General features: G+C 63.9%; 21 protein-coding genes and 4 tRNA genes. 16 read left to right on the forward strand and 9 right to left on the reverse strand.

Annotated features, from left to right (window positions below):
• Nucleotides 1-111 precede the first annotated feature (111 nt).
• The 7 genes from uvrC (at nucleotide 112) to ABQJ48_RS04780 (ending at nucleotide 5565) form a co-directional block, all read left to right on the forward strand.
• Nucleotides 112-2304 (forward strand): excinuclease ABC subunit UvrC, encoded by a 2193-nt coding sequence (gene uvrC, locus ABQJ48_RS04750; protein ID WP_367836329.1) that lies wholly within the window; start codon nucleotides 112-114, stop codon nucleotides 2302-2304.
• Nucleotides 2305-2587: 283 nt separating this feature from the next.
• On the forward strand, nucleotides 2588-3181 hold the full coding sequence (gene pgsA, locus ABQJ48_RS04755; RefSeq protein ID WP_367836535.1) for a CDP-diacylglycerol--glycerol-3-phosphate 3-phosphatidyltransferase: 594 nt from the start codon (nucleotides 2588-2590) through the stop codon (nucleotides 3179-3181).
• 228 nt (nucleotides 3182-3409) lie between these two features.
• Nucleotides 3410-3485: transfer RNA gene (locus tag ABQJ48_RS04760), tRNA-Gly, on the forward strand.
• A gap of 62 nt (nucleotides 3486-3547) precedes the next feature.
• Nucleotides 3548-3623 (forward strand) — tRNA-Gly (locus ABQJ48_RS04765).
• Between the two features lie 112 nt (nucleotides 3624-3735).
• A tRNA-Cys gene (locus ABQJ48_RS04770) sits at nucleotides 3736-3809 on the forward strand.
• A gap of 354 nt (nucleotides 3810-4163) precedes the next feature.
• A complete protein-coding gene (locus ABQJ48_RS04775; protein WP_367836330.1) occupies nucleotides 4164-4913 on the forward strand; it encodes a TraB/GumN family protein in 750 nt (249 codons plus the stop codon).
• Nucleotides 4914-5064: 151 nt separating this feature from the next.
• Nucleotides 5065-5565, forward strand: a complete 501-nt coding sequence (locus tag ABQJ48_RS04780) for a GNAT family N-acetyltransferase (protein ID WP_367836331.1) — start codon at nucleotides 5065-5067, stop codon at nucleotides 5563-5565.
• A gap of 64 nt (nucleotides 5566-5629) precedes the next feature.
• Here the strand turns inward: ABQJ48_RS04780 and ABQJ48_RS04785 are convergent, their stop codons facing one another.
• The 3 genes from ABQJ48_RS04785 to ABQJ48_RS04795 are packed head-to-tail and all read right to left on the reverse strand — an operon-like array spanning nucleotide 5630 to nucleotide 7678.
• Nucleotides 5630-6517, reverse strand: a complete 888-nt coding sequence (locus ABQJ48_RS04785) for a cytochrome c oxidase assembly protein (protein WP_367836332.1) — start codon at nucleotides 6515-6517, stop codon at nucleotides 5630-5632.
• Between the two features lie 9 nt (nucleotides 6518-6526).
• Nucleotides 6527-6988, reverse strand: a complete 462-nt coding sequence (locus ABQJ48_RS04790; RefSeq protein WP_367836333.1) for a copper chaperone PCu(A)C — start codon at nucleotides 6986-6988, stop codon at nucleotides 6527-6529.
• A gap of 18 nt (nucleotides 6989-7006) precedes the next feature.
• Entirely contained in the window at nucleotides 7007-7678 is a 672-nt protein-coding gene (locus ABQJ48_RS04795; RefSeq protein ID WP_473094100.1) for an SCO family protein, read from the reverse strand.
• A 420-nt stretch (nucleotides 7679-8098) separates the two neighbouring features.
• On the opposite strand from ABQJ48_RS04795, the gene otsB reads away from it, so the two are divergent.
• Nucleotides 8099-8848: a trehalose-phosphatase gene (gene otsB, locus ABQJ48_RS04800; protein WP_367836336.1), complete on the forward strand. Its 750-nt coding sequence runs from the start codon at nucleotides 8099-8101 to the stop codon at nucleotides 8846-8848.
• Nucleotides 8849-8903: 55 nt separating this feature from the next.
• The gene (gene otsA / locus ABQJ48_RS04805; protein ID WP_367836338.1) at nucleotides 8904-10364 is read left to right on the forward strand and encodes an alpha,alpha-trehalose-phosphate synthase (UDP-forming); all 1461 of its coding nucleotides are present in this window, start codon (nucleotides 8904-8906) and stop codon (nucleotides 10362-10364) included.
• Between the two features lie 129 nt (nucleotides 10365-10493).
• On the opposite strand, the gene ABQJ48_RS04810 is transcribed toward otsA, so the two are convergent.
• A complete protein-coding gene (locus ABQJ48_RS04810) occupies nucleotides 10494-12329 on the reverse strand; it encodes an ABC transporter ATP-binding protein (RefSeq protein WP_367836340.1) in 1836 nt (611 codons plus the stop codon).
• A gap of 704 nt (nucleotides 12330-13033) precedes the next feature.
• Between ABQJ48_RS04810 and ABQJ48_RS04815 the strand changes: the two genes are divergently transcribed.
• The 3 genes from ABQJ48_RS04815 to ABQJ48_RS04825 all read left to right on the forward strand — a co-directional run bounded on the left by ABQJ48_RS04815 (nucleotide 13034) and on the right by ABQJ48_RS04825 (nucleotide 15831).
• On the forward strand, nucleotides 13034-14098 hold the full coding sequence (locus tag ABQJ48_RS04815; RefSeq protein WP_367836342.1) for a glycosyltransferase family 4 protein: 1065 nt from the start codon (nucleotides 13034-13036) through the stop codon (nucleotides 14096-14098).
• 270 nt (nucleotides 14099-14368) lie between these two features.
• Nucleotides 14369-15214, forward strand: a complete 846-nt coding sequence (locus ABQJ48_RS04820; protein ID WP_367836344.1) for a hypothetical protein — start codon at nucleotides 14369-14371, stop codon at nucleotides 15212-15214.
• A 152-nt stretch (nucleotides 15215-15366) separates the two neighbouring features.
• Nucleotides 15367-15831 carry a DUF2214 family protein gene (locus ABQJ48_RS04825; protein WP_367836345.1) on the forward strand — a complete coding sequence of 155 codons (465 nt, stop codon included), beginning with the start codon at nucleotides 15367-15369 and terminating at the stop codon, nucleotides 15829-15831.
• A 239-nt stretch (nucleotides 15832-16070) separates the two neighbouring features.
• Here ABQJ48_RS04825 and ABQJ48_RS04830 read toward each other — a convergent pair whose 3' ends face one another.
• The 5 genes from ABQJ48_RS04830 to ABQJ48_RS04850 all read right to left on the reverse strand — a co-directional run bounded on the left by ABQJ48_RS04830 (nucleotide 16071) and on the right by ABQJ48_RS04850 (nucleotide 20712).
• Nucleotides 16071-17951, reverse strand: coding sequence for an ABC transporter ATP-binding protein (locus ABQJ48_RS04830; protein WP_367836347.1), 1881 nt, complete (start codon nucleotides 17949-17951; stop codon nucleotides 16071-16073).
• 418 nt (nucleotides 17952-18369) lie between these two features.
• A tRNA-Val gene (locus tag ABQJ48_RS04835) sits at nucleotides 18370-18444 on the reverse strand.
• 48 nt (nucleotides 18445-18492) lie between these two features.
• Nucleotides 18493-19227: a DNA polymerase III subunit epsilon gene (dnaQ, locus tag ABQJ48_RS04840; RefSeq protein ID WP_367836348.1), complete on the reverse strand. Its 735-nt coding sequence runs from the start codon at nucleotides 19225-19227 to the stop codon at nucleotides 18493-18495.
• A gap of 100 nt (nucleotides 19228-19327) precedes the next feature.
• Complete coding sequence (gene rnhA / locus ABQJ48_RS04845; RefSeq protein WP_367836350.1) at nucleotides 19328-19774, reverse strand: ribonuclease HI; 447 nt, start codon at nucleotides 19772-19774, stop codon at nucleotides 19328-19330.
• The gene (locus ABQJ48_RS04850) at nucleotides 19771-20712 is read right to left on the reverse strand and encodes a class I SAM-dependent methyltransferase (protein ID WP_367836352.1); all 942 of its coding nucleotides are present in this window, start codon (nucleotides 20710-20712) and stop codon (nucleotides 19771-19773) included. Before ABQJ48_RS04850 ends, rnhA begins: the two co-directional genes overlap by 4 nt.
• Nucleotides 20713-20731: 19 nt before the next feature.
• Between ABQJ48_RS04850 and gloB the strand changes: the two genes are divergently transcribed.
• The 4 genes from gloB (at nucleotide 20732) to carA (ending at nucleotide 26391) form a co-directional block, all read left to right on the forward strand.
• Nucleotides 20732-21523 (forward strand): hydroxyacylglutathione hydrolase, encoded by a 792-nt coding sequence (gene gloB, locus ABQJ48_RS04855; RefSeq protein ID WP_367836353.1) that lies wholly within the window; start codon nucleotides 20732-20734, stop codon nucleotides 21521-21523.
• Between the two features lie 155 nt (nucleotides 21524-21678).
• Nucleotides 21679-23373 (forward strand): transglycosylase SLT domain-containing protein, encoded by a 1695-nt coding sequence (locus ABQJ48_RS04860; protein ID WP_367836355.1) that lies wholly within the window; start codon nucleotides 21679-21681, stop codon nucleotides 23371-23373.
• Nucleotides 23374-23572: 199 nt separating this feature from the next.
• Entirely contained in the window at nucleotides 23573-24814 is a 1242-nt protein-coding gene (locus ABQJ48_RS04865) for an MFS transporter (protein WP_367836356.1), read from the forward strand.
• 422 nt (nucleotides 24815-25236) lie between these two features.
• Nucleotides 25237-26391: a glutamine-hydrolyzing carbamoyl-phosphate synthase small subunit gene (carA, locus tag ABQJ48_RS04870; RefSeq protein WP_367836357.1), complete on the forward strand. Its 1155-nt coding sequence runs from the start codon at nucleotides 25237-25239 to the stop codon at nucleotides 26389-26391.
• Nucleotides 26392-26480: the final 89 nt, after the last annotated feature.

The raw sequence follows: 26480 nt of genomic DNA on the forward strand, positions 1-26480 counted from the left end.
GTTCTAAACTGGCGATTCTAAAGCCTCGTGCGCGATTGCGCGCGCCACTTCGCCGCGCCGCGCGGCATGCGGCACAAGGCCTCGCGAGACCGTCCAGCCAACCGACCCTGCATGACCGAACCCGAAGCAACCAACGATTTCGAGCCGAAAAAAGTGCTCGCCCAACTGCCGCATCTGCCCGGCGTCTATCGTTATTACGATGCGCACGGCGCGGTGCTTTATGTGGGCAAAGCGCGTGACCTCAAGAAGCGCGTCTCCAGCTACTTCACGAAGACGCTGCTGTCGCCGCGCATCGCGATGATGGTCACGCGCATCGCGCGCATCGAGACGACCGTCACGCGCTCGGAGGCCGAAGCGCTGCTGCTGGAAAACAATCTGATCAAGGCGCTCGCGCCACGCTACAACATCCTGTTTCGTGACGACAAATCGTATCCGTACCTCAAGCTGACCGGGCACAAGTTTCCGCGCATGGCCTATTACCGGGGCTCCGTGGACCGCAACAATCAGTACTTCGGTCCGTTTCCGAGCGCGTGGGCGGTGCGCGAGAGCATCCAGATCCTGCAGCGCGTGTTCCAGTTGCGCACTTGCGAAGATTCGGTGTTCAACAACCGCACGCGGCCTTGCCTGCTGCATCAGATCGGCCGCTGCACGGCGCCGTGTGTCGCGGCCATCAGCGAAGAAGACTACGCGCGCGACGTCGCCAACGCGTCGCGCTTCTTGCTTGGCCGCCAGGGCGAGGTGATGAAGGAGCTCGAGCAGAAAATGCACGCGTTCGCCGGCGAACTGAAGTTCGAGCAGGCGGCGGCGGTGCGCAACCAGATGAGTTCGCTTTCGACGGTCCTGCATCAGCAGGCCATCGAAGTCGGCAGCGACAGCGACGTCGACATTCTCGCGGTGGTGGCGCTCGGGGGCCGGGTCTGCGTGAATCTCGCGATGGTGCGCGGGGGCCGGCATCTCGGCGATAAAGCGTATTTCCCCGCGCATGTGGAAAGCGCGTTGACGGCGGACGAGGGCGGTCTGCACGAGGGAGGCGACGAAGCACTGGTCGATGGCGAAATGAACGGCGCAGAGGCGGCGCTGGAAGACGGTGCGAGTGGCCTTGACGAATCGGCCCTTGCGGTCGCTTCCGACGCACTCGCGATCGCGCAGGCCATGCCTCCGGAAGACGAAGATGAAGCGGCTGAAGAAGCGGAGAACGCCGCCGCCAACCTCGCCGACGCCGAACCCTCGAAGGCGCGCAGCGGGCGCGCGTCGAGCGGGATCGAAGCGGAAGTGCTCGAAGCGTTCATTGCGCAGCATTATCTGGGCAATCGCGTGCCGCCGGTGCTGGTGGTCAGCCACGCGCCGTCCACGCGCGAACTCGTCGACGTGCTGATCGAGCAGGCCGGCCACAAGGTGACGGTGCTGCGCCAGCCGCAAGGACAAAGGCGCGCATGGCTCGCGATGGCCGAACAGAATGCGCGACTCGCGCTCGCGCGCCTGCTGTCGGAGCAAGGCTCGCAGCAGGCCCGCACGCGCGCGCTCACCGACACCCTCGGCATGGAATGCGACGACCTCGCGCATTTGCGCATCGAGTGCTTCGACATCAGCCATACGATGGGCGAGGCGACTCAGGCGTCGTGCGTGGTGTATCACCACCACAAGATGCAGTCGTCCGAATACCGTCGGTACAACATCACGGGCATTGCGCCAGGCGACGACTACGCGGCCATGCGTCAGGTGCTGACGCGCCGCTACGAGAAGATGGTCGCGCAAGCCGCCGCGAATGCCGCCGACGAAGCCGCGCAATTGCAAGGCGACGCTGCCGTCGATCCTGCGCTCGCGGCGGACGCCGCGCAGCCGGCGTCCGCGGGCGGGATTTTGCCGACCATCGTGCTGATCGATGGTGGCAAGGGGCAGGTCGAGATCGCCCGCCAGGTGTTCACGGAACTCGGCCTCGATACTGGCATGCTGGTGGGCGTCGCGAAGGGCGAGGGCCGCAAGGTCGGTCTCGAAACGCTGATCTTCGCCGACGGCCGCGCGCCGCTCGAACTCGGCAAGGAAAGCGCCGCACTGATGCTGGTCGCGCAGATTCGCGACGAGGCGCATCGTTTTGCGATCACCGGCATGCGCGCCAAGCGCGGCAAGACGCGCCAGACCTCGCGGCTCGAAGAACTCGAAGGCGTGGGCGCAAAGCGGCGTCAACGGCTGCTCGCACGGTTTGGCGGACTGCGCGGCGTGGTCGCGGCGAGCGTGGAGGATCTGGCGAGCGTCGAAGGGATTTCGCAGGCGCTGGCCGAGCAGATTTATCGACAGTTGCATTGAATGTCGGGTACGGCTGCGTCAAGGAAGCCGGATCGCCGTTACGTTCGGGTACGACCAATGGGACGTGGCCGGGCGCTGAGGGTCGATCGGAGGTCGATCGTGGTTAACGTCGCGGCTAACTTAGGGCGAACAGCCGACCGGCAAACCGCAACGCCGCGCCCGAGAGGCGCGGCGCAAACGTCGCGCGCCGGCCCGCATGCCGGCCCCCGCGAGCCGCGTTGCTTGTGGCAGGCCTTGCGACACGGCACAATTGCATCTCACTCGTCAGACGCTGCGCCTGCCCATGCCGTTCAATTTCCCGATTTTCCTGACCTGGCTGCGAATCGTGCTGATTCCGCTCGTCGTCGGCGTGTTCTATCTGCCGGACATGATGATGAGCCCGGCGCACCGCAATCTGGCGGCCGCGACGATCTTCATTCTGGCCGCGCTCACTGACTGGTTCGACGGCTTTCTGGCCCGCAAGTGGAACCAGACTTCGGCATTCGGCGCGTTTCTCGATCCGGTCGCCGACAAGCTGATGGTGACGGCGGCCTTGCTGGTGCTGGTGCAACTCGCGCGGATCGACTCGGCGATTGCATTGGTGATCGTCGGACGCGAAATCGCGATCTCTGCGCTGCGCGAGTGGATGGCGCAGATCGGCGCGTCGAAGAGTGTCGCGGTGAATTCGCTCGGCAAGTTCAAGACCGTCTGCCAGATGGTGGCGATCCCGATGCTGCTGTTCTACGGACCCCTGTCGTTCGGCGGCGGCGTGGTGATCGACACGCGCGTGTGGGGCCTGTGGCTCATCTATCTGGCTGCGTTCCTGACCATCTGGTCGATGCTTTACTACATGAAGCTGGCGTGGCCGCAGATCCGGGAGCGTGGCGGCGTGGCGTGATCGTCGAGAGGGTCACGGTGCAGCTTGCAAGGCCGCATGAGCGTCAGGAAGCTCGCCGAAGCATGAGCGAAAAGTTTTCATTCAACCCGTTCGCAAAAGGGTTGACACGTTTCAGCCGGTTCTCCATAATCTCGTTTCTCCGATGCGAGCAGTGCGAAGCAACGGACGAATAGCAGAGTAGTTGAAGTCAGTAAGGCAGCACTTAGCGTAAGTAGTTAGCAGCACAATGCGGGAGTAGCTCAGTTGGTAGAGCGCAACCTTGCCAAGGTTGAGGTCGCGAGTTCGAGCCTCGTCTCCCGCTCCAGTTTTCCGAAGCACCGCGTTGTTGGCGAAGTAAAAATGCAGCGCGTTGTGAAGCAGTGCAATGCGGGAGTAGCTCAGTTGGTAGAGCGCAACCTTGCCAAGGTTGAGGTCGCGAGTTCGAGCCTCGTCTCCCGCTCCATACATAAGGGGAAGCAGCGCTTCCCTTTTTGTTTGGTGGGCCGATCGTTCTGGTTGAGCGATTGTCCGCTGAACAAAACTGCGAGCCTGCACTCAGGTTCCAGTCCGCTTGCGGCGCGATAGCAAAGCGGTTATGCAGCGGCCTGCAAAGCCGTTTAGGCCGGTTCGACTCCGGCTCGCGCCTCCAGTCGTTGATGTAAAGAAAAGCCCCGACCTGTCGGGGCTTTTCTTTTTCCCGCGGCAATCGAGTGATGGATGAAAAGGACAGCTGAATAATCGGCGTGCTTACGAGACGTGCCGCAGACGCACTGGCCGCTTTACTTGGGCTGATCCGCGAGCAGCGTTGACGGTCCCCGGAACTCATGGCGCGTGCGGCGCAAGATGTATCGTTAGCACGGCATTGCCCGATCGGACGACGAACCGTATTTTTCGCACGTCGCCTTTCTACCGCCCGACGCGTTCACGATACTGGGCGTTACTATTCCGATTGCAGAATTGCATGGCCACTTTGCGGGTAATCGCCCGTTGATCCGGAGACTACGTGTACCTACAACTCACCGGCACCAATGTGCGCCTGCTTGGCTCGATGCATCTCTTTCCGTCGACGAGCCGCAGAACGCCGCCATGGGTTACCGAGGCGTACGACTGGGCGCAAGCGCTGGTCTTCGAATCCGATCCGCCGACCATCCTGCCGCTGGTGAAGGCCAACGCGCGGCAGAGCGCCGCTCAACTGCTGCCCTTGCTATCGGCCGATGCCTGGAGCCGGCTCCAGGCAGTATGGCCCGTCGAAGGCGCATTGGCGCCGCTCGTCGAACTGCGTCCGTGGGCAGCGCTAATCGTGGCGCCGACGCTGTTTCAGCAGGTCGTCGAAGGTGTCGAGCCGCGCATGCTGCGCTCCGCGATCGCGCAAGCCAAGCCCTTTAGCTATCTGGAGACGGCGCAGGACGTGGCCGCGGCGCTCGAGACTATTCCGCTCGAAGCCATCGGCGCGGCACTCCGCTTGTTGATGGCTGATCGCGAGGAACCGCAGCGCACGCTCGAACGGATGCACGAGGCCTGGCTGAATGGCGATCTGCAAGCGGTGCAGCGAATCGCGGACGAATCGCCGATGTTCAACCTGCCGGGTATCCGTCACGCCATTCTCGACGCGCGCAATCGCGCCTGGGCCAAGCGTTTGCAGGCATGCCTCGACGAACGCGCGCGCACGCTCGTGGTCGTCGGCGCGCTGCATCTGTGCGGCCCGGGCAATTTGATCGAATGTCTCGCCCGTCCTGTCGAGGCGGTTTTATGAAGGCGGCGGCTCGGCCGTCGGCTCGCCGGCGCAACGCAGCGTGGCGGCATCGCATCGTGCGGCCGACGCGTGGCATAGCTGACGGCCGTCGCGCGCGGCATAATTGCGATTCGTCGCCCGTACCGGGGCGCCCCTTTTCCGAAAGCACTTGATGACCGCTACGCAATCAACTGCCGCCAGGCGGCTTGCAGAACTCGAATGGCGCTGGAAAATCTTCGCGGACCTCACGAATATCGAAGTCTACGAGATGCTCGCCGCGCGCAGCGCGGTGTTCGTTGTCGAGCAAAACTGCGTGTATGCCGATATCGACGGGCTCGATATGCAAGCCTGGCATCTGCTGGCTTATGGCGCTCGCGTCGACGCAGCGCCGCCGCCGCTGGCGGGTTATCTGCGGGTGCTGCTCCCCACTGCCGACGATACGGACGTACGCATCGGACGCGTACTGACCACGGCGGCATTTCGCGGCATCAAGCTGGGCAATGCGATGCTCGAACGCTCGATCGCGCAGATTCGCGCGCAGTGGCCAGGTACGCCGATCCGTCTGCATGCGCAGGCGCATCTGCAACGCTTCTATGGCGCGTTCGGCTTCGCGCCGGTGTCGGAGATTCACGACGAGGACGGCATCCCGCACGTGTGGATGCGTTCGGCCTGAATTTGACTTGGATGGCTGTCGCGCGTGCATTCAGCGTCGAGCACCGCGCACGAAGCTGAATGCGTCACTGCTGCCCGCGCGCGCCGGCTGCCGAGGCACTCTGCGCCACACCCGGCGCCGCGGGCGCACGCCGTTCGGCACGCAATCGTCCGCGTGCCGATAGCCGCATCCAGTGACGCAGTGCGATCAGCGCGCCGATCACGCTCATCATCGAACCCGGAATCCACAGCAACAGCCCGCCGATCTGTTGATCGCGCATCGGGCTGAGCCACGTGAATGCGCGGCCGCAAATCGAATAGATCGGATAAAGCTCGTGTGGCGTGAAAAAGATAAACGCCCCGAGGACGATCTGCGGCGGAATTGCCGCTATCACCACCAGCACGCGCTTGCCCGGCGACAACCGCGCGGGGGGCGCCGGCCGCGGATCCAGTACCAGCCACCAGAACAGCAGGCCGTCGATCACCATGCTCCAGTTCATCACGCGATAGAGCCGCCAGTCGAGCATCGCGACGAAATGAACCGGCGAGAGCAGCCAGAAGTAAATCAGCCCGACGAATAGTGTGACCGCGACGACCGGATGCATCACTACGTCGAGCAGCTTGCGCACCACGGGCGTCTGTAGCGCGGGCCGCACGAAGCGCTGCCGCCATGCGAACGGAATGCCGGCGCGCAACGCCGGCCCCGGATACGACAGCGCGATGAAGAACGGCCCGAGGTGATGCAGCACCAGATGCTGCAATCGATGCATGAAGAACTCATGCTCGAAGAAATAATCGAGCCGCGTGTGCAGCACCACGTAGAGCGCCACCAGCCCGAACCAGAAGGAAATGCGCCGCGCGATCGACAGCTTCGCATGCCGCGCGCCGCGCACGAACAGGATCGCCGGCACCAGCAGCGCGATCACGACAGTCGGCGAGAATACCCACGGATCGAGCCAGTAGAGCAGATTCATCACGGCACGTTAGTTGGTCTGGGCCGGCGACTTGACGATGAACGGGGTGTCCAGCGTTTCACCGTCGGAGAACTTCAGCGTCAGATGCACGGTGTCGCCCGGCGCGATCTTATGCTTCGCGTCTTCGAGCATCACGTGATAGCCGCCCGGCGCAATCGACGCCTGACCATGCGCGGGCACGGTCAGCTTGTCGACCATCACCATCTTCTGCGACGAGCCGTTCGACACCGTCTGATGCAGCATCGCATTGCCGTAGTCGTTGCTCGAAATGTCGACGAGATCGACGGGCCTGTCGCTCGCGTTCGCGAGGGTCGCGTAGCCGGCGGCAGGCAGGTTGTTGGGCAGCCAGCGCACCCACGCGTTCTTGACGCTGATCGCGTTGGGGCCGGCCGCATGCGCGGCGCCAGCGAAGCTGAACGAGAGGGCGAGCGCGCAGCTCAGGGAAGCGAACGTTTGGGTCTTGATCGACATGTAATTGACTGGGAAAGGTCAGGAATGGTCATCAATGATACGGCGCAGGTCTTGCGCGATCGTATCGGGCGTGTCGTGATCGGTTGCCAGCAGGCGCGCGCGGCCCTGGCTGTCGAACACATAAACGGCGGAACTGTGAGTGACTTCGTAGTTGCCGTTGGGGTCGCGTTTTTCCATCTGATAGGCGACGCGATAGCGTTTCGCGAGCGACTCGATCTGCCGGTCGCTGCCGGTCAAACCTTCGGCATGCCGCGGGTCGAACGCGCCGACATAGTCGTGCAGTGCCTGCGGGGTGTCGCGCGCGGGATCGACGGTGATGAACAGGATGCGCACCTTTTGCGCGTCGGGGCCGAGCTTGCCGAGCACCTGCATCAGCCGGCCCATCGTCTCGGGGCACACATCCGGACAGTGCGTATAACCGAAGTAGACGAGCGCCGCGCGTCCCTTGAACGAATCGCCGGTGACGGGGCGGCCGTCGTCGCCGGTCAGCGTGAAGTCGAGATTCGGCAGATGGCCGGTCACATTGGTCAATTGCCACGGTTCGCCGCGGTGCGTGCAAGCGGCGAGGGTAGTCAGCGCGCCTATCGTGATGGTCACGGCGAGCCGCCGCACGAGTAGGCCGATCGAGCGGCGCTCCCGCGGTGCAACGGGTTTCGGCAGCGGGTGACGGGATGGCTTGAGCGGGAACAAAGCAGGGTTCAATGACTCGATCGAAGAGCAGCGTACCAGGTGAGCAATGGCGCTCATAGCCGCCCATCAACGGCGCGGCCAGCTTGCCTGATTCTCGTGCGGCGCGTGCCGCGCCATAGTGTGCAAATATGGCTCAGGGCAGAGCGTCCGTGTGGCTGGGACTGTAGCGCAAAATCGGCGGCGTTGTCGGGCAACACCGGGGCAACACCGCTGGCGCGCGGTTTGCGAGGCAATTTGACGCATACCGGCGAAAGCTTTCTGAAGTGAGATTGCTTCTCTTTTTAATGTGAACGGACGAGCCGGGCGCGCGGCGCCCCGGTCGGCCGGGCACCCCAGCTTACTTTCTCGAAAAAATGACGGATGCGCGGTAAGATGCGCACACTTTTCCAGCCGCCGAAGGCTGAAAGGCGAACCCAGGCGATGCAAGCACTTCCGGCTGTTCTGTCTCTGAGCGAGACAGCATTTTTCTTCGATTTCGACGGAACGCTCGTCGAACTCGCACCCACGCCGGACGGCGTACTGGTGCAACCACGCGTGATCGATCTGCTGACCGAATTGCGCAACCTGACCAATGGTGCCGTGGCGATCGTGTCGGGCCGCGGCATCGACAGCATCGACGCTTTCCTCGGCATCGCCGATCTGCCGATTGCCGGTTTGCACGGCGCCGAGCGTCGCGACGCGAACGGCGATACCCAGCGCATAGGCTTTCACGACGAACGGCTGCTGCGCATGGAGCAGGTGCTCGCCCAGGTCGTCAACCAGCACCCCGGCATGCTACTGGAGATCAAGGGCGCAGCGCTCGCGCTGCACTACCGCAATGCGCCGGATCGTGAGCCGGTCGCGCGCGAAGCGACCCAGCGGCTGGTGGCCGACTATCCCGGCGCGTATGTCCTGCAGCCCGGCAAGATGGTCTACGAAATCAAACCGAAGGACGTCGACAAAGGCCGCGCGATGCGCGCGTTCCTCGACGAGCCGCCGTTCGTCGGACGCAAGCCGGTGTTTGCCGGCGACGACCTGACCGACGAGAAAGGCTTTGCCGTCGTCAACGAACGCGGCGGGCTGTCGATCAAGGTCGGCATCGGCGAGACCCTCGCGCGTGCCCGGATCGACTCGGTGCCGGCGCTGCTCGACTGGCTGGAATCCATCGTTGCAGCGGCGCGCGCAGCATGAACGCGGCGCCGCATCGCTTAACGCTAACCCTGCACTGCATCGGGAACCGCGCTTCATGAGCCGACTGATCATCGTATCGAACCGGGTTGCGCCTATCTCGGAGGGCGGTCCGGCGGCGGGCGGTCTGGCGGTCGGCGTGTACGACGCGCTGAAGGAAACCGGCGGCATGTGGTTCGGCTGGAGCGGCGATGTGCTCACGTCGGGTCAGCCACAGATCAAGGTGGAAGAACGCGGTCCCGTGACGTTCGCGACCGTCGCGCTGATGCGCCGCGACTATGACCAGTATTACCGCGGCTTTTCGAACGCCACGCTGTGGCCGGCGTTTCACTATCGTGCCGACTTGCTGCAATACGATCGGCACGACTTCGAGGGGTATTGCCGCGTCAATGCGTGGCTCGCGCAGCAACTCTTGCCGCTGCTGCGGGAAGACGATGTGATCTGGGTTCACGACTATCACCTCATTCCATTCGCGCAGGCGCTGCGGGCGGCAGGCGTCAAGAATCGCATCGGCTTCTTCCTGCATATTCCGTTTCCGGCTTCACAGGTGCTGCTCGCGGTACCGCCGCATCGTGAGCTGGTTCAGGCGTTGTGTTCGTTCGATCTGCTCGGTTTCCAGACAGCGCCCGATCTGCGCGCGTTCTGCGATTACATCGTCAATGAAGCGGCAGGCACCGCCGATACGGCGGCCCGCGGCCTGCTGACCATCCAGGCGTTTGGCCGCAAGCTGCGCGCGGCGGCTTATCCGATCGGCGTCTATCCGGACGAGATCGCCGAACTCGCGAAAGCAGGCGAGCGTGGCAAGCCGGTGCGCACGATGAAGGCGACGCTGCATTCACGCAAGCTCATCATGAGCGTCGACCGGCTCGATTACTCGAAGGGGCTGGTCGAACGTTTCCGCGCGTTCGAGCGGCTGCTCGAGCATGCCGCCGCCCAGCGCAACAAGGTGTCGTTCCTGCAGATCGCACCGCCGACGCGCGCCGACATGCATGCGTACCAGGACATCCGCCTGCAGCTCGAAGGCGAGTCGGGGCGCATCAACGGACGCTTTGCCGAACTGGACTGGACGCCGATCCTCTACATCCACAAGCAGTACGAACGCTCGGTGCTGGCCGCGCTGTTTCGCACCGCGCACGTCGGCTACGTGACGCCGTTGCGCGACGGGATGAATCTCGTCGCGAAGGAGTATGTGTCGGCGCAGGACCCGGAGAATCCCGGCGTGCTGGTGCTGTCGCGCTTCGCGGGCGCGGCGCAGGAGCTCGAAGGCGCGCTGATCGTCAATCCGGTCGACATCGACGGGATGGCTGAGGCGCTTGCGCAAGCGCTGTCGATGCCGCTGGCGGAGCGCCAGGCGCGCTATCGCGACATGATGGTGCAATTGCGCGAGAACAACGTGTCGGTGTGGCGCGATAACTTCATGCGCGACTTGCAGGGCGTGGAAAATGCCAAGGCCGGCAGAAGCAGGAAGGTCCGTGCGGGCGCCGGTAAGCAGACGGTGCCTGAAGGTGTGACGGGTTAGGCGCCGTTGGACTGCTTGCGATGCAACTGCAAGGCCGGGTAGCGAGGCCCGAGCCGAAAAACGAAAAAGCCGCTTGTCATGAGCGGCTTTTTCGTTGGCGGGTGCGGCATGTCGGTCGCGGCGCGTGCTTCAGATCACGTGCTGTTCGTCCACCTTCTTGCCGCCGATGTGTAGCGTTGCGCCCTTGCCGTACTGCTTCGAGAGCAGATCGCGGTACAGCCCCGGACGCTGGCGCAGCTCTTCCGGACTACCGTCGTCGATGACCTTGCCGGCGCTCATCACGATGATCCGGTCGAAGTTGTTCAACGTCGACAGCCGGTGCGCGATCGCGATCACGGTACGGCCGACCATCAGCCGGTCGAGCGCCCTCTGGATCGCTTCTTCCGACGCGCTGTCTAGCGCGGATGTGGCTTCGTCGAGCAGCAGGATCGGCGCGTTCTTCAGGATCGCGCGGGCAATCGCGATACGCTGACGCTGTCCGCCGGACAGCTTCACGCCGCGGTCGCCCACGATCGTGTCGAAGCCTTCCGGCATCGCTTCGATAAAGTCGGAGCAACGCGCTTCACGCGCGGCCGCGAGCACTTCTTCGCGGCTCGCGTCGGGACGGCCGTAAGCAATGTTCTCGTACACCGTGCGATGAAACAGCGAGATGTCTTGCGGCACTAGCGCGATCGCATGGCGCAGGCTGTCCTGCGTGATCGATGCGATGTCCTGGCCGTCGATCCTGATCGCGCCGCCCTGGGTCTCGTAGAAGCGCTGCAGCAGCGCCAGCACGGTGGATTTGCCCGCGCCCGACTTGCCGATCAGGCCGACGCGCTGGCCCGGTTCGATATGCAGATCGAAGTGATCGAGAATCGGGCGGCGGTGCGGATAGGCGAAGGTCACGCCTTCGAAATCGACCCGGCCGCCTTGCGGCACCAGTTCGGTCGCGCCGTCGCGGTCCGGCATGCCGTGCGGTTCGAGCAGCGTGCGGACTGCTTCCGCGAGCCGCGCCACGTGTTGCGTGACGTCGACGAGAGCGACCGCCAGATCGCGCGTGCCGTGCAAAATCGTGAAGCCCAGCGAGCTGACCAGCACGATGTCACCCGAGGTCGCTTTGCCCTGGTCCCACAGTAACAGCGCCCAGCCGAGCAACGCCGCCGACAGCAGCGCGGTAATCACCGCGTGCAGCAGGCGCAGCTTTTCCAGATACAGCAGGCTCTGTTGGCGCGCGTCCATCTCCGCCTTGACCGTCGCACCGAACCGCTGCTGTTCGCGAAACGTCATGCCGAACGCACGCACGAGACCCATATTGCTGATCACGTCGACCAGCTCGCCGTCCACTGAGGCGGCCTTGGTAGCGAAATGATGGTGACGCGCGGAGCCGCGTCCGGCGAGCTTGTACAGCACGACCGAGAGAATCGCGGAACACAGCATCAAGCCGCCGGCCATCAGTGGGTTCACCGCGACGATCATCACGATTGCGCCGAGCACCGCGATGCACGGCGGCAGTACGTTCCACGCAGTGGTGTTCTCGGCCGTGTACACCGCGTTGGAGGTCGCCGTGATCCGGCTCGCGAGCATGCCGGGCTGTTTCTCGGAGAAGTAGGTCGGCGAATGCCCGCTCAGATACTGGAACAGGTCGCGGCGCAGGTCGCCCGTCACGATGACAAATGTGTGCGCGGCGGCCCATCCGCCGATCCGCCACAGCAGGTTGTCGGCGGCAATCAGGCCGACCAGGATGGCGAACGCCCCCCACAGCGGGCCGGGATGATGCCGGCCTGCGCCGAGCACGTCGATCAGATGCTTGATCGCGTATTGTGAAGCGAGCGCACAGCCGACGGCCGCAATCACGCTGCTCAGGACGATCGCATGCGCGAGCGGATGGCGGCGGATGAAGCGGAAGAGAAACGCAAGCGGCCGGTGTGCATAGCTGGCGAGCTTGGCATCCCGGGCGTTACGCTGGGCGATGGTTAAGTGTTCCAATTGATCGTGAGGGTCGAGGTGTGTCGGAGGTGTGCATGCAACGCATGGGCCCGCGAAAAATGGGATCGCCGCAAAGCCGATGCTTCGCATTGTAAACATGCAGAAGCGATTGCGCCCTGTCTATCCGGGCCTTGGCGCGACTGATTTCGCGATGGAACTCGGCGACCATCACTTGCTCGATCCGCCGCCGGACAAGTAGTTCAAGCTGGACGCGAATGAATTCGGGATATAATTACAAATCGCATTCACGGCGCGGCGGCAATTCTTCAATGGCTGCCGGTAAAGTGAGCGCGCGGTGAGCGCGCGCTTGCAGGCGCGCCGGCTCCAAGCTTCTCGCCGGAGCACCTGCCACACTGTAGAACTCCTTTAGAAAACAAGGGTTTGCAAAGTGTTTCCCCCGTGTAACAAGGTAAAGACTTTGAAATGTTGCAGGGCAAGCCCGTCGGCGGCACCGATAATGCATGCCCTGTAGACCCCACGGAGGAATGGGGCAGGTGTCAACGCCGATGTCGGGTATGCGTTTACTGGCACATGCCCAGACGGCGAACCGCCGCGCTGGGCTCATAGACCAAGCGATTCATCGCAGAATTTCTCGAAAGAATCAGGTGCGCGCCGGCATGTCCGGCCATGCTGCCCTGGCGAGCGAAGCGAATCGCTTTTATCCAATGCAGCACTTTTGCCTTGATTTATAGGAGTTTTTCATTATGCGAATCGCTCAAATCGCTCCGTTGCACGAGGCGGTTCCTCCCAAGCTCTACGGTGGGACGGAACGCGTGGTGTCCTATCTGACCGAGGCGCTGGTCGAACAAGGCCACGACGTCACGCTCTTTGCGAGCGGCGATTCGCAGACTTCGGCAAAGCTCGAAGCGTTCTGGCCGCAGGCGTTGCGCCTCGACCCTACGATTCGCGACGTGATGGCGCCGCATATGCTGCTGCTCGAAGAAGTGCGCCGCCGCGCGGACGAATTCGACGTGCTCCATTTTCACATCGACTACTACCCGTTCTCGCTGTTCGCGCGCCAGCCGGTGCCGTTCGTGACGACGCTGCACGGCCGTCTCGATCTGCCGGAGCTGCAGCCGATCTTCAAGACCTTCAGCGATGTGCCGGTCGTCTCGATCTCGGACAACCAGCGCATCCCGCTGCCGCAGGCGAACTTTCTGCAGACCGTTTATCACGGTCTGCCCGAAGACCTGCTCACGCCGATCAAAAACGTCGAGCCGAGCTATCTTGCGTTCCTTGGCCGCATTTCGCCGGAAAAGCGCCTGGACACGGCGATCCGCATTGCCCAGCAAGCCGGCATGAAGATCAAGGTCGCCGCCAAGCTCGATAAAGCGGACCGCGCGTACTACGACGAGGTCATCAAACCGCTGATGTCGCTGCCGCATGTGGAGTACATCGGCGAAATCAGCGAAGCGGAAAAGACCGAGTTCCTTGGCAACGCGCACGCCCTGCTGTTCCCAATCGACTGGCCGGAGCCGTTCGGCCTCGTGATGATCGAGGCGATGGCCTGCGGCACGCCGGTGATCGCGTTCAACCGCGGTTCGGTGCCGGAAGTGATCGAAAACGGCGTCTCGGGCTTCGTCGTCGAAGACGAAATCAGTGCGGTCGCCGCCGTCAAGCGTCTGCACATGCTGCCGCGCGCTGGGGTGCGCAAGGCGTTCGAGTCGCGCTTTTCGTCGAAGGTCATGGCGAAAAACTACGTCGCCACCTACGAAGAACTGCTGCGCCGCAAGCACCGCACGGTGCTACGTGAAGTCAACGCCAACTGATCTGCGACGACCGATCGGCAACTGACCGACAGTAAGTCAGTACGCAATGAAGCGGGTGAACGGGTGCTTTTGAGCGCCCGCGCGCGCCGCCGGCAACGCCCCGTGAACGCTCCGCTCACGGGGCGTTGTTGCATGGGCGCCGCGTTTTTTGGCGCCGGGTGGCCGAAGCGCGGCATTCGTGAACTCAAGAATCGGCCACTGTCGGTAATATCCCTATAATGGCCGTGCCGCAAATTTTGGCTGCGGCGCCGCCGACGACAGGAGGATGCCTTGCCGAGAACCAAAGAGACGCGTGCGAACGCCGCGCCTGGCGCCGGAACCATTTTCGCGTTGCGCGCCATCGGTCTCGTGCTTGTCGCTCGCTGGCTTTTCTCGATGGCGCAGATGAACCTGGGCGCGGCGCTGTCGGCGATGGTCTCCTCGCCGTGGGCGTGCATCAACCTCGTGTTCCTGTTTCTGCTGATCTTCCTGCCCGGCGCGCGTGCCGTAGCCGAGCGTCCGTTTCACCCGCTGCCGCAATGGCTGCGACAGGCGCTGCGGCTCTTTGCCTTTCTCGGTTTCGTGTTTGCGCTCTGGTCGATCGGCGCGTTCGTGGCAAGCGCCGGCTGGCGGCGCGCCGCGCAGGCCGTGGCGGCCACTAACGGCTGGCTGATCGCCGCGCCGGTCCTTTACGCGGCGGTCATGTGGACCTGCCGGCCGCGCCCGCTGTGGCGAACGAATATCGCTGCGCGGCGCTTTGCGATCGGCCGCTACGCGGTTGCGCTCGATCCCGCTACGCGCACCGCAATCGTGTGGGCCGAGCGTCGCAAGGTCGGCCAATACGATGCGCGCGAATTGTCGGTACGCTGGGCGGCCGGGCGCGGTGTGCCCGCCACGCCCGCCGCGACGCCTGCGATCGCCTTCGGTGGGCCGGGCGAGTCGCGTGTGTCGATGCGCTCGGGCGCGGCGCCCGCGCTCGTGCATGGCCTGTTGGGCCGCCGTCCGAAGGTGGAGCTGCTATGGGATTCGCCGGCCGCGGCGGGCCACAATCGGCAAACCGTCTTCAGCACCACGCTGGCGACCGAAGGCGATCGGGTCGCGGCCCGCGCACTTGACACAACTCTGCGGCAAGTCTGAAGCTGCAAGCTTTGTGCATTCGACCACACGGCGTGGCCGATCAACACGTCGTTTATCGAGCCTTACCCGATAATGAAGTCATGGCGCCCGGCCGTCGAACGCGGGCGAGTGCGGCCTACGTCGATCAGGTCGCGCCTTTTGCAGGAGTCGTCATGCTGGTTCGCTGGTTGCTTGCCGCCGTTCATCTGCTGGCTTACGGTTTTGCGCTCGCTTCAATTCTGCGGCGCACCTGGGCGCTGCGCCGCGCCTCCGTGCCCGCCGCCCTGCGCTCCGTGTTTCGCGCGGATACGCGGTGGGGCATTTCCGCACTGGTGTTGATCGTCACCGGCTTGATGCGCGTCTTCGGCGGCTATGAGAAGGGCGCCGACTACTATGTCCACGAACCGCTCTTTCACGTCAAGATGGGGCTGCTGGTGTTGATTCTGATCCTCGAGGTCCCGTCCATGCTGGAATTGATGCGCTGGCGCGCGTCGATCAGAAGAGGCGCTGTGCCAAATCTGAAAAAAGCGCATTTTTATGCGCGCTACAGCGTGATTCAAACGGTGTTGCTCGTGCTGATGGTTTTTGCCGCAGCGGGGATGGCGCGTGGCATCGGGCTGCCGGCCGGCGCCGTGTAGCGGGGATTGTCGACTGACGTGAGACTGCTCAGCGCGTTTGCGCTCTGCTTGCGCGGCAAGTGCGTCGGCATGCAGAGCGCGACGGGGTTGCTCAACGCAGGCACCGGGCGTTCGCGCTTGCACGAGCCTCACGTGCGCCGGCAACGCGAGCGCGCCGGCGGCACTTGATTCGGGGCACGGCGCGCGCCTTCAGCGCGGCGGCGCGCGACCTGACGTTTCACGCGCCCGCTTAGCTTTATTTATTTTTCTACCAGCAAGCTGGAGTCGTCGATGCGATCCGCCTTGCGCCCGGCGATCTCCTGCATCGACTCGGGCTGCTCGGGAAAGCCCTTGATCAACGCAAGCGCCTGACGCTCGAATAGCCGTCGATACAGACCGTTCTCGCGCCGGATCAGCGTGTCATGGCTGCCTTCCTCGATTACCTTGCCCTTGTCCAGCACCAGCAACCGGTCCAATGCGCGCACGGTGGATAGACGGTGCGCCACGACGAGAGTCGTGCGTCCGACCATCAGCCGCTCCATCGCTTGCTGGATCAGCACTTCGCTTTCGCTGTCGAGGCTCGACGTGGCTTCGTCCAGGATCAGGATCGGCGCATCGGCGAGGAACGCCCGCGCGATGGCTACCCGTTGACGCTCGCCGCCCGATAGCTTGATGCCGCGCTCGCCCACCAGCGTGTCATAGCCGTCGGGCAGCGCCGTGATGAAGCCGTGCGCGCTCGCGAGCCGTGCGGCGCGCTCGATCTCGGCGCGGCTCGCACCCGGCCGCGCGTAGGCGATGTTCTCGGCAAGCGAGCGGTGAAACAGCACCGGCTCCTGCTGGACGATCGCGATCTGGCTGCGCAACGACGTTTGCCGTACCTGTGCGATGTCCTGTCCGTCGATCATGATCCGGCCGCCCGAAACATCATGAAGACGCTGGATCAGCTTGATGAAGGTCGTCTTGCCCGAACCGGAGTGCCCGACCAGACCGACACGCTCGCCCGGCGCTATGCGCAGGGAAAAGTCGTCGTAGAGCGGCCGCTCATGGCTGCCATAGTGAAACGTGACGTGCTCGAAACGGATTTCGCCCTGGCCTATTGCGATGGGGCCCGCGCCGGGGCGGTCCTCGATACCGAGCGGCTGCGCTTGCAGCGACACAAGTTCCTCCATGTCGTTGACCGAGCGTTGCAGATTGCGGATATGCATGCCGATCTCGCGCAGATAGCCCTGCAACATGAAGAACATGGTCAGCGCGAACGTGATATCGCCGACGCTCGCGCGGCCGGCCGCCCATAGCAGCAGCGCCGCGCCGAGAATGGCGGCCTGGATCAGGACCAGCATGCCGCCCTGCAAGCCGCCGTTGATCGTGCCGCGCACCCACATGCGGCGCGTGCGGTGACGCCACTTTCCGATCACGCGGTCAAGCAGCACTTCCTCACGTTGTTCGGCTCCGAACGCCTTCACAACGGCGTTGCAACTCACCGCGTCGGCGAGCGCGCCGCCCATGCGCGTGTCCCACGCATTCGCAAGGCGCGCGGCCGGCGCGACGAAGCCGAGCGACATGGTCACGGTTACCGCGATATACAGCATGGAGCCGACGCCGACCACGGCGCCCATTGTCGGCCAGCGCCAGCCGAGCAGCGCCGTTGCGCCTATCAGCATCGCCAGCGAGGGCAGCAGTGCGATCAGGAGCGTGTCGTTGAGCAGATCGAGTGCCCACATCCCCCGCGTGATCTTGCGCACGGTGGAGCCGGCGAAACTGTTGGCATGCCAGTCGGTCGAAAAGCGCTGCACGCGATGAAACGCATTCGCCGCGATCTCGCTCATCATCTTCAGCGTGAGCCTGATGATGTTGAAGTACACGCCCTGGCGAAGCAGCGTCGCGCCGAGGCCGAGCGCGGCCAGCACGCCGAACGCGGCTAGCGCCGCATGCCAGGCGGTGCGACTGGCGGCCGAACCGGACGCGATAGCGTCGACGAGGTGGCCGGCGAACATCGGCGTGAGCACATCCGCGAGGGCGGAGGACAGCGCAAGTGCGGCGATCGCGACGATGCGCCACGGCTGATGCGCCCAGTGACGGAAGGTGAAGCCGAGGACATCCCTGAAGGCCTGTCCGCGAAAGTCGAGTTTTTTGTTAGCCATTTGCGACGACCCGGCGACGCGTGAGCGCACCGAGGTTCCGATCAGAAGCGAAAGGACGAGACAGTCGGAGCGTGCCGGCACGCGGCCAGCAATCAGATCGCGTCTACGGACTGTCGTGAATTTGAGCAGCGTGCTCGTTCGAGCAGGGCTCGCCCGAGCGATAACTTGACGACTTTAAGGTCGTGCCGGCGGTCGCGGGACGCTGCGAGGAAGGGCGATATGCACTGCGAACATGTGACGCCCCCTGTGGTCGAGTGATTGAAGAAGATGGCCGGAGCGAGTGCCCGGACAGCCGACTATAGCAGCAGCGCCTGGGGCTCGCAACGGACCCGACAACCCAAAGCGAACCAAAACAGAAAAGGGCTTACGCATTGCTGCGTAAGCCCTTTGATCTTCGGTGATCGACACACCAAGATTCTGGTGGGTAGTACTGGGATCGAACCAGTGACCCCTGCCGTGTGAAGGCAGTGCTCTACCGCTGAGCTAACCACCCGAAGAGAGCCGAATTATGTCAGGGATCATCGGACCCGTCTAGTCCTTTTTAAGCGGCTTGCTCATCCGCGGCCGTCGCAGGATCGGCGCGCCACACGCTGCTGCCTTTGATCGCCTTGTCGAGACCGTCGAGCACGGCCTCGTGCGCGGCGAGTTCGTCGGCGCAGGCGGCGATCACGATCAGGTCCAGCGAGGCGAGCGCGACTCGCGGCGCATGCGCGTCGCCGCCCACATGCGATTCGCCGAGCATGTCGATGACGAGGCTTTCCTGGCCGCGCGTCATCGCCAGGTAGACTTCGGCGAGCAGCTCGGAGTCGAGCAGCGCGCCGTGTAAGGTCCGGTGCGCATTGCTGATGCCGAAGCGGTCGCACAACGCATCGAGCGAATTGCGCTTGCCCGGGAACATCTGCTTGGCGCGCGCGAGCGTGTCAATGATCTCGCCGCAATGGGTGCTCACCGGCGGCAAGCCCAACAGCGCAAACTCCGCGTCGAGAAAGCCGATGTCGAACGGCGCGTTGTGGATGATCAGGTCCGCGCCCTGGATGAAGTCGCGAAACTGATCGGCAATCTCGCCGAACTTCGGCTTGTCGCTAAGAAATTCCGTCGTCAAGCCGTGCACCGCCAAGGCCCCCGGATCGCTGTCCCGTTCCGGGTTGATGTAGAAGTGCAGGTTGTTGCCGGTCAGCCGGCGGTTCACCAGTTCGACACAGCCCAGTTCGAGAATCCGGTCGCCGGTGCGGGCGTTCAGGCCGGTCGTTTCGGTATCGAGGATCAGTTGACGCATGTGAGATAAGCCTGCCTCAAAAAATTGCAGCGAAAAGAACAGCGCGGAAAAGGGGCGGGGAGGACGTCGGCAACGCCCCCAAAACCGCGCGCGGCGTCCGTCAGATTTGGGCGAGCGATGCCACGCCGCGGTTGGCCAACTGATCGGCGCGCTCGTTTTCCGGATGCCCGTTGTGCCCACGCACCCAGCGCCATTCGATGTCGTGCTGCGCGACGAGCGCGTCGAGCCGCTTCCAGAGGTCGGCGTTTTTCACCGGCTGTTTGGCGGCAGTGATCCAGCCTTTCTTCTTCCAGCCATGAATCCATTCGCTGATGCCTTTCTGCACGTACTGCGAGTCGGTGTGCACGACTGCCTTGCAGGGGCGCTTGAGCGCCTCGAGCGCGGCGATCACGCCCATCAGTTCCATGCGGTTGTTGGTGGTGTTGGCTTCGCCGCCGTACAGTTCTTTTTCCTGGTCGCCAAAGCGCAGCAGCGCGCCCCAGCCGCCGGGGCCGGGATTGCCTTTGCAGGCGCCGTCGGTATAAATGTCGATGAAGTCGGGTGTCATTGAGTGTGGCTACGTGTGTTCGGGGCGGCGGCGGGCGCAAGGCCCGAGGCGAGTACGGGTTTCTTGACTTTGAGCGGACCGACGAGGCGCATGCCGCGCACGCGCTTGATCGCCTTGATCATGTAGGTGGCGCCGAAGATCGGCCACCAGCGGTCGCCGGCGGCTTCCATGAAGCCATAGCGGGACAGCCATTGCTCGCTGCCGAGCGGCGGACGATAGCAGCCGAAGCGTCCGCGTTCAAGGTCGAAGCCCAACAGCTTGATCCAGTCTTTCAGGCGCGTGAACGCGATGAGGTCGACCGCCGCGGGGACGAACGGCCGGCCGGTCATCTTGCCGACCGATTGCCGCGCGCCCCACAGCGACAGCGAGTTGAAGCCGAGAATGATCAACTGGCCTTCGGGCATCAGCACGCGCTCGGCTTCGCGGAGCAGCCGGTGCGGGTCGCTCGTGAATTCCAGCGTGTGCGGCATCACGATCAGATCGACGCTCTGCGCTTCGAACGGAAGATCGAGCAGGTCGCACCACAGCGCGCTGCGGCCAGGCGGCGCGGGCAGGTTCGGCAGGAGCGGCTGCGCCGCCAGATTGCCTGGCCCGTTGCTGGCGCCGCTATTCAACCCGTTGGTGAACCCGCTGCTCAACCCGTTGGCTATTCCGCTGGTTATCCCGGCATTCGGTCCGTTGCGACCACCCGCGTGCGCCGCGCCGCGCGGGAACACGTACGGCGCGCTGGCCCCGCTGGCGGCGTCGAGCACGAGACCCCGGCAGGGCATGCGGTTTTCGCGCAACGCATCGAGCTGCGGCAGGCCGAGCTGCAGCGCATGATAGCCGAACACGTCCGACACCACGCGATCGAGCTGGGTCTGCTCCCACTCGAGCACATAGCGGCCAGGCGGTGAATCGGTCCAGGCGGGCCAGTCTATAATCGCTCGGTCAGTCATATCAGAGAATGCGTCGCCTATGAATGCGCTCGAGTACGTACCGGTCCCGGCGTTTGAAGACAATTACATCTGGGTCGTTTCCGACGGAAGCCACGCGGTAGTCGTCGATCCGGGTGAGGCAGCCCCCGTGCGTGCCTATTTGGCCAAACGCGGATGGCGGCTGAACGCTATTTTACTCACGCACCACCATCAAGACCACGTCGGCGGGGTGGCCGATCTGCTGAACGGTCAGGCCGTGCCCGTCTACGGCCCCGCCGGGGAAGCGATCGCGCATCTCACGCACCGTCTCAAAAATGGCGATCAGGTGACGATTGCGGCGCCCGCGCTCGAATTCCGGGTGCTCGACGTACCCGGTCACACGAGCGGGCACATTGCCTACTTTCAGGCGGCCGACCCGCGCGGCACGCCGCACGTGTTTTGCGGCGACACGCTGTTCGCGTGCGGCTGCGGCCGGCTGTTCGAAGGCACGCCGCAGCAGATGCTCGCGTCGCTGGACGCGCTCGCCGCGCTCCCCGGTGCGACCGAAGTGCATTGCGCGCATGAGTACACGCTGTCGAATATCCGCTTCGCGCTCGCCTGCGAGCCGGAGAACGCGCAACTGCAAGCCTGGCGCGACAAGGCGAGCGAACTGCGGGCGCGCCACCTGCCCACGTTGCCGACCACCATCGCGCACGAACGCGAAGTGAATCCGTTCCTGCGCGCAGCCGTGCCGGCGGTGCAGGCGAGCTTACAGCACCAGTTGCACGAAAAGATAGCTGACCGATTGACGGCTTTTACATTGATGCGCGAATGGAAGAATCGCTTCCGTTAAGGGGACCGCATCCAGGTCTCTTCACGCGAAAAATCGGAAAAATTCGCCAAGCCCAAGATTTCCTTGATTTTTTTCCACATTTTCCGATTGACGTAAACCTTGCCGTTTCGTACTATCGGCTGCAAATTCCAGCCCTTGTGGAAGCCGAGACGTTCATGCGATTTATCTTCAGTGCGTTATTGGTCCTGACACTCGCCGCTTGTGCGAGTCAAGGACCGACAACGGCCAGTCCCACCACCGCAACCAATCCCGCCACCCAGCAAGCCGTAGCCGACGCCCTTCGCAAAACAGCCACCGCCAGGGAAACGATCAACGTAGACCAGGGTTCCGTCAGTCAACTCACCAGCGCGGACGCCGACCTGTGGGGCCGGATTCGCCGCGGTTTTCAGATACCGGACTTGCAAACCGACCTCGTCGACATGCAGGTCAACTGGTATGCGCAGCGCCCCGACTACGTGCAGCGCATGACCGAGCGCTCGCAAAAATACCTGTATCACATCGTCGAGGAACTCGAGGCGCGCCATATGCCGACCGAGCTCGCGTTGCTGCCGTTCATCGAATCCGCGTATAGCCCGCAGGCGCTGTCGGTCGCGAAGGCCGCCGGCATGTGGCAGTTCATGCCGGGCACCGGGCGCACCTACAATCTCAAGCAGAACATGTGGCAGGACGAGCGTCGCGACGTGCTCGCTTCGACCAGCGCCGCGCTCGATTACCTGTCGCGCCTGCATGACATGTTCGGCGACTGGCAGTTGGCGCTCGCCGCGTACAACTGGGGCGAAGGCAACGTGCAGCGGGCGATCGCGCGCAACGAAGCAGCGGGTCTGCCCACCGACTACCTCAGCCTGCGCATGCCCAACGAGACGCGCAACTACGTGCCCAAGCTGCAGGCGGTGAAGAACATCGTGACGAACCCGCAGATGTACGGGCTCACGTTGCCGTCCATCCCGAATCACCCGTATTTCGTCACGGTGACCACCTCGCACGACATCGACGTCGATATGGCCGCCCGGCTCGCGAACATGTCCACGGACGAATTCCGCTCGCTGAACCCGTCGTTCAGGAAGCCGGTGATCCTGGGCGCGACGCAGCCGCAGATCCTGCTGCCGTTCGACAACGCGAGCGCGTTCGAGCGCAATCTGAAAACCTATTCCGGCTCGCTGTCGTCGTGGACCACGTACACGGTCACCGAGCGCGCAGCGCCCGCGGCCATCGCGCAGAAGATCGGCGTCGACGCCGACACGCTGATGGAAGTGAACAAGATTCCGGCCGGCATGCGTCTGAAGCCAGGCTCGACGATCGTCGTGCCGCGCGGTTCGGACGACGACGAAGACATCAGCGCCGACGTTGCCGAAAGCGCGGTTCTGGCGATGGAGCCGGACGTCCCCGATACCCGCAAGATGCTGATTCGCGTGCGCCGCAATCAGACGATGGCGGCCATCGCACTGCGTTACGGCGTGTCGGTCGGCCAGTTGAAGGCCTGGAACCGTACACACCGCGACAAGGTTTCGCGCGGCCAGTTGATCGTGCTGCACGTGCCGGTCGGCAAAGCGGTACCGAGCGAGCCAGGTCCGGAGCGGATTGCGACCGACGTGCAAGGCGGCGGCGTCGAGAAGATCGGCACCCGCGTCGCCCAGACGCATGGCGAGTCGCGCGACGATAAAAGGAATGGCCACAGCCGGTCCGCCGTTGTGAAGGTCTCCGAGCCGGTAGGCAAAGGCCACATACCGACTGCCGTCAGCGCCGGCAAGGGCAAGATGACCAAGGTGTCGGTGTCCACGTCCAGCAAGGCGTCGCAGGCTGCGGTAGAGCACCACTCGAAGACAGCCGCCAGCGCGAAGAAGGCCAAATGAACGAGTAGCGGCTCCCGCTGGCGACCATCCGCATTGCGGATGCGGCGCACGGATTGCGCGCCGATCAAGCATCGTGTGTTTCCAACGCCGTCACCTCTGGTGACGGCGTTTTTCGTTACGCGGATGGCCTGCGGGCGAAGCCGGCCTATTTGCTTTATCTTTCCTGCTCTGGCCACGTCGGCCCGTCAACGCAAAACTTATGTCGTCGACCCAACTGCGCGTCTTTCTGCTGTTTTCCGCGGGCTATTTCGTTTCCTACGTATTTCGCGGCGTCAACCTCGGTTTCGCGCCGTTCATCACGCACGATCTCGGCTTGTCGGCTACCGATCTGGGCTTGCTGACCAGCCTGTATTTTCTCGGCTTCGCGGGCGCACAGCTTCCGGCCGGCGTGTTGCTCGATCACTTCGGCGCGCGGCGGGTGACGGCCGCCACTTTGCTGTTCGCCGCGCTGGGCATCTGGGTGTTCGGCGCTGCGCAGAGCCTGGGCACGATGATGATCGGGCGCCTGTTGATCGGCATCGGCGTGTCGGTGTGCCTGGGCGCCGCATTCAAGGCGCTGGCGCAGCATTTCGCGAGCGCGCGACTGCCGTTGATGAACGGGCTCGTGATGGCGATCGGCGGGCTCGGCGGCGTGATGGTCGGCTCGCCGCTCACGTGGCTGCTGGGATTCGCCGGCTGGCGCGCGGTCTGCGTCGGGCTAGGGTTGCTAACTGTGCTGGTCGCGCTCGCGCAATGGACGCTCGCGCCCGAGCTGAACGAATCGCGCCATCAGGCGAGCCTCGGCGTGCAGTTCAAGGGCACTTTGCACATTTTGCGCAGCGCGGCGTTCTGGAGAATCGGTTCGTTTTCGATCGTCACGCAAGGTGTTTTCTACGCGATGCAGTCGCTGTGGGTCGGCGCGTGGATGCGCGACATGCAGGGCTTGGGGCCGCGCGAGGCAGCCGCGCTCGTATCGATTCTCGGCTTCGCGATGATGGCCGGCTGTGTTGGTTTTGGCGCGGCGGCGCGCACGCTCGAGCGGCGGGGCATCTCGCTGTATGCGTTTTGCGGGATCGGCATGGCGCTGTATGTGCTGACCCAGTTGCTGATCATGTTCGACGCGCCGTTGCCTGCCGGGCTGCTGTGGGCGTCGTATGGGATTTTCGGCGGGACGGGCATTCTCAGCTATGCGGTGATGGCCCGGCATTTCCCGGCGCAGATGATCGGCAGGGTGAACACCACGCTCACGCTGATCATTTTCCTGCTGATATTCGGTTTCCAGGTTGGCGTCGGCGCCGTGTTGTCGCACTGGCCCGCGAACGGCGGGCACTATCCGCCGGCCGCGCATCTGAGCGCATGGGGAATCCTCGTGACGCTGCAGGTGTTGAGCGCCATCTGGTACATGTTGCCTAACCGCAAACCGGTCCGCGCGGGCGAAGTGCGCGCCGAGCAGGAGGCCTGATCCGGCCCGCGCAGGAATTGCCCGCGCGCCATCGCGTGGTAGCGCCGAACTTTTTGCTCATCGGCTTGCATGCCATAGCCAGCAAGGCTTTGGCTGCGGCGCAGGTACGCGTTCCGGCGGTGGCGCGCCATCTCGAATTTGGAGGAAAAGGCGGTTTTCGGCTATAATTCGAAGGTTTGAGCTTATCAACCCGCACCCTAGCGCCTACCTCTCCCATACCGTTCATCCGCCGCGCGCCGTTGGCGTAGCAAGAAGGGCCTGCACCCAGCCGATCCGTCCATACAATGGACTCATCGCGCCCCTTGCAAATGTCAACAGCTGGTCGCGAGCGAGTCTGCGCGCGCATCCTGTCGATGTGCTTCGCTGCGGCTCGCAGTCGGATAGGCTGGTCGGCAACAGGGTGTTCCCCCAAGGAGTCTCCCGTGTTGCCGTCATTTTCTCCCGCTCTGCTCGCGCTCGCCGACGGCACGGTCTTTCGTGGCTACTCGATCGGCGCCCCCGGGCATACCATCGGCGAAGTCGTGTTCAACACCGCGATCACCGGCTATCAGGAAATCCTGACTGACCCGAGCTACGCGCGTCAGATCGTGACCCTCACGTATCCGCATATCGGCAACGTCGGCGTGAACGCCGAAGACGTCGAAGCTGCGAAAGTCCATGCCGCCGGTCTGATCATTCGCGATCTGCCGGTTCTTGCGTCGAACTTCCGCATGGAGCGCACGCTCCCGCAATACCTGCAGGACGAAGGCGTGGTGGCCATCGCCGGCCTCGACACCCGCAAGCTGACCCGCGTGCTGCGCGACAAGGGCGCGCAGAACGGCGCGATCCTGGCGGGTTCGGACGACGAAGCCAGGGCCATCGAACTCGCCCGCTCGTTCCCGGGGCTCTCCGGCATGGACCTCGCGAAGGTCGTGTCGACGAAGGAAAGCTACCAGTGGAGCCAGACCGAATGGCGCTTGGGCACCGGCTACGGCAAGCAGAACGCGCCGAAGTACCGCGTGGTCGCGTTCGACTACGGCGTGAAGTACAACATCCTGCGCATGCTGGCCGAGCGCGGTTGTCACGTGACCGTGCTGCCGGCGCAGGCCAGCGCGGCGGATGCGCTGGCGCTCGATCCGGACGGGATCTTTCTGTCCAACGGCCCCGGCGATCCGGAACCGTGCGATTACGCTATCGCGGCGACGAAAGAATTCATCGAACGCGGCATTCCGACCTTCGGCATCTGCCTTGGCCACCAGATCATGGGCCTCGCAATCGGCGCCAGGACCATGAAGATGAAGACAGGTCACCACGGTGCGAACCATCCGGTGAAGGATCTCGATGACGGCCGCGTGGTGATCACGTCGCAGAACCACGGCTTCGCGGTCGACGCCGACACGTTGCCTGCCAACGCCCGCGTCACTCACGTATCGCTCTTCGACGGCACGCTGCAGGGTTTCGCGCTCACCGACAAGCCGGCGTTCTGTTTTCAGGGCCACCCGGAAGCGTCGCCTGGTCCGCACGACATCGCCTATCTGTTCGACCGCTTCACCGCTCTGATGGACGCGCAGCAGAGCGGCAAGAGCGCGGCGGCATAGGGCCGGCACAGAGTGGCTTGGCGCCGTGGGCCTGGCTCGAGGGCGGCGCCGCGGTGCGCCGCTCGCAACGCGACTGGCGCACCGCCACA

Source organism: Paraburkholderia suaedae, assembly GCF_040812055.1.
Taxonomy (GTDB): domain Bacteria; phylum Pseudomonadota; class Gammaproteobacteria; order Burkholderiales; family Burkholderiaceae; genus Paraburkholderia.

What these genes read in the sequence shown, in the direction of transcription:
- uvrC (WP_367836329.1), top strand. Translation starts at nt 112, where the DNA reads ATGACCGAACCCGAAGCAACCAACGATTTCGAGCCGAAAAAAGTGCTC.
- pgsA (WP_367836535.1), top strand. Translation starts at nt 2,588, where the DNA reads ATGCCGTTCAATTTCCCGATTTTCCTGACCTGGCTGCGAATCGTGCTG.
- ABQJ48_RS04780 (WP_367836331.1), top strand. Translation starts at nt 5,065, where the DNA reads ATGACCGCTACGCAATCAACTGCCGCCAGGCGGCTTGCAGAACTCGAA.
- ABQJ48_RS04785 (WP_367836332.1), bottom strand. Translation starts at nt 6,517, where the DNA reads ATGAATCTGCTCTACTGGCTCGATCCGTGGGTATTCTCGCCGACTGTC.
- ABQJ48_RS04790 (WP_367836333.1), bottom strand. Translation starts at nt 6,988, where the DNA reads ATGTCGATCAAGACCCAAACGTTCGCTTCCCTGAGCTGCGCGCTCGCC.
- otsB (WP_367836336.1), top strand. Translation starts at nt 8,099, where the DNA reads ATGCAAGCACTTCCGGCTGTTCTGTCTCTGAGCGAGACAGCATTTTTC.
- otsA (WP_367836338.1), top strand. Translation starts at nt 8,904, where the DNA reads ATGAGCCGACTGATCATCGTATCGAACCGGGTTGCGCCTATCTCGGAG.
- ABQJ48_RS04815 (WP_367836342.1), top strand. Translation starts at nt 13,034, where the DNA reads ATGCGAATCGCTCAAATCGCTCCGTTGCACGAGGCGGTTCCTCCCAAG.
- ABQJ48_RS04825 (WP_367836345.1), top strand. Translation starts at nt 15,367, where the DNA reads ATGCTGGTTCGCTGGTTGCTTGCCGCCGTTCATCTGCTGGCTTACGGT.
- ABQJ48_RS04830 (WP_367836347.1), bottom strand. Translation starts at nt 17,951, where the DNA reads ATGGCTAACAAAAAACTCGACTTTCGCGGACAGGCCTTCAGGGATGTC.
- dnaQ (WP_367836348.1), bottom strand. Translation starts at nt 19,227, where the DNA reads ATGCGTCAACTGATCCTCGATACCGAAACGACCGGCCTGAACGCCCGC.
- rnhA (WP_367836350.1), bottom strand. Translation starts at nt 19,774, where the DNA reads ATGACACCCGACTTCATCGACATTTATACCGACGGCGCCTGCAAAGGC.
- ABQJ48_RS04850 (WP_367836352.1), bottom strand. Translation starts at nt 20,712, where the DNA reads ATGACTGACCGAGCGATTATAGACTGGCCCGCCTGGACCGATTCACCG.
- gloB (WP_367836353.1), top strand. Translation starts at nt 20,732, where the DNA reads ATGAATGCGCTCGAGTACGTACCGGTCCCGGCGTTTGAAGACAATTAC.
- ABQJ48_RS04860 (WP_367836355.1), top strand. Translation starts at nt 21,679, where the DNA reads ATGCGATTTATCTTCAGTGCGTTATTGGTCCTGACACTCGCCGCTTGT.
- ABQJ48_RS04865 (WP_367836356.1), top strand. Translation starts at nt 23,573, where the DNA reads ATGTCGTCGACCCAACTGCGCGTCTTTCTGCTGTTTTCCGCGGGCTAT.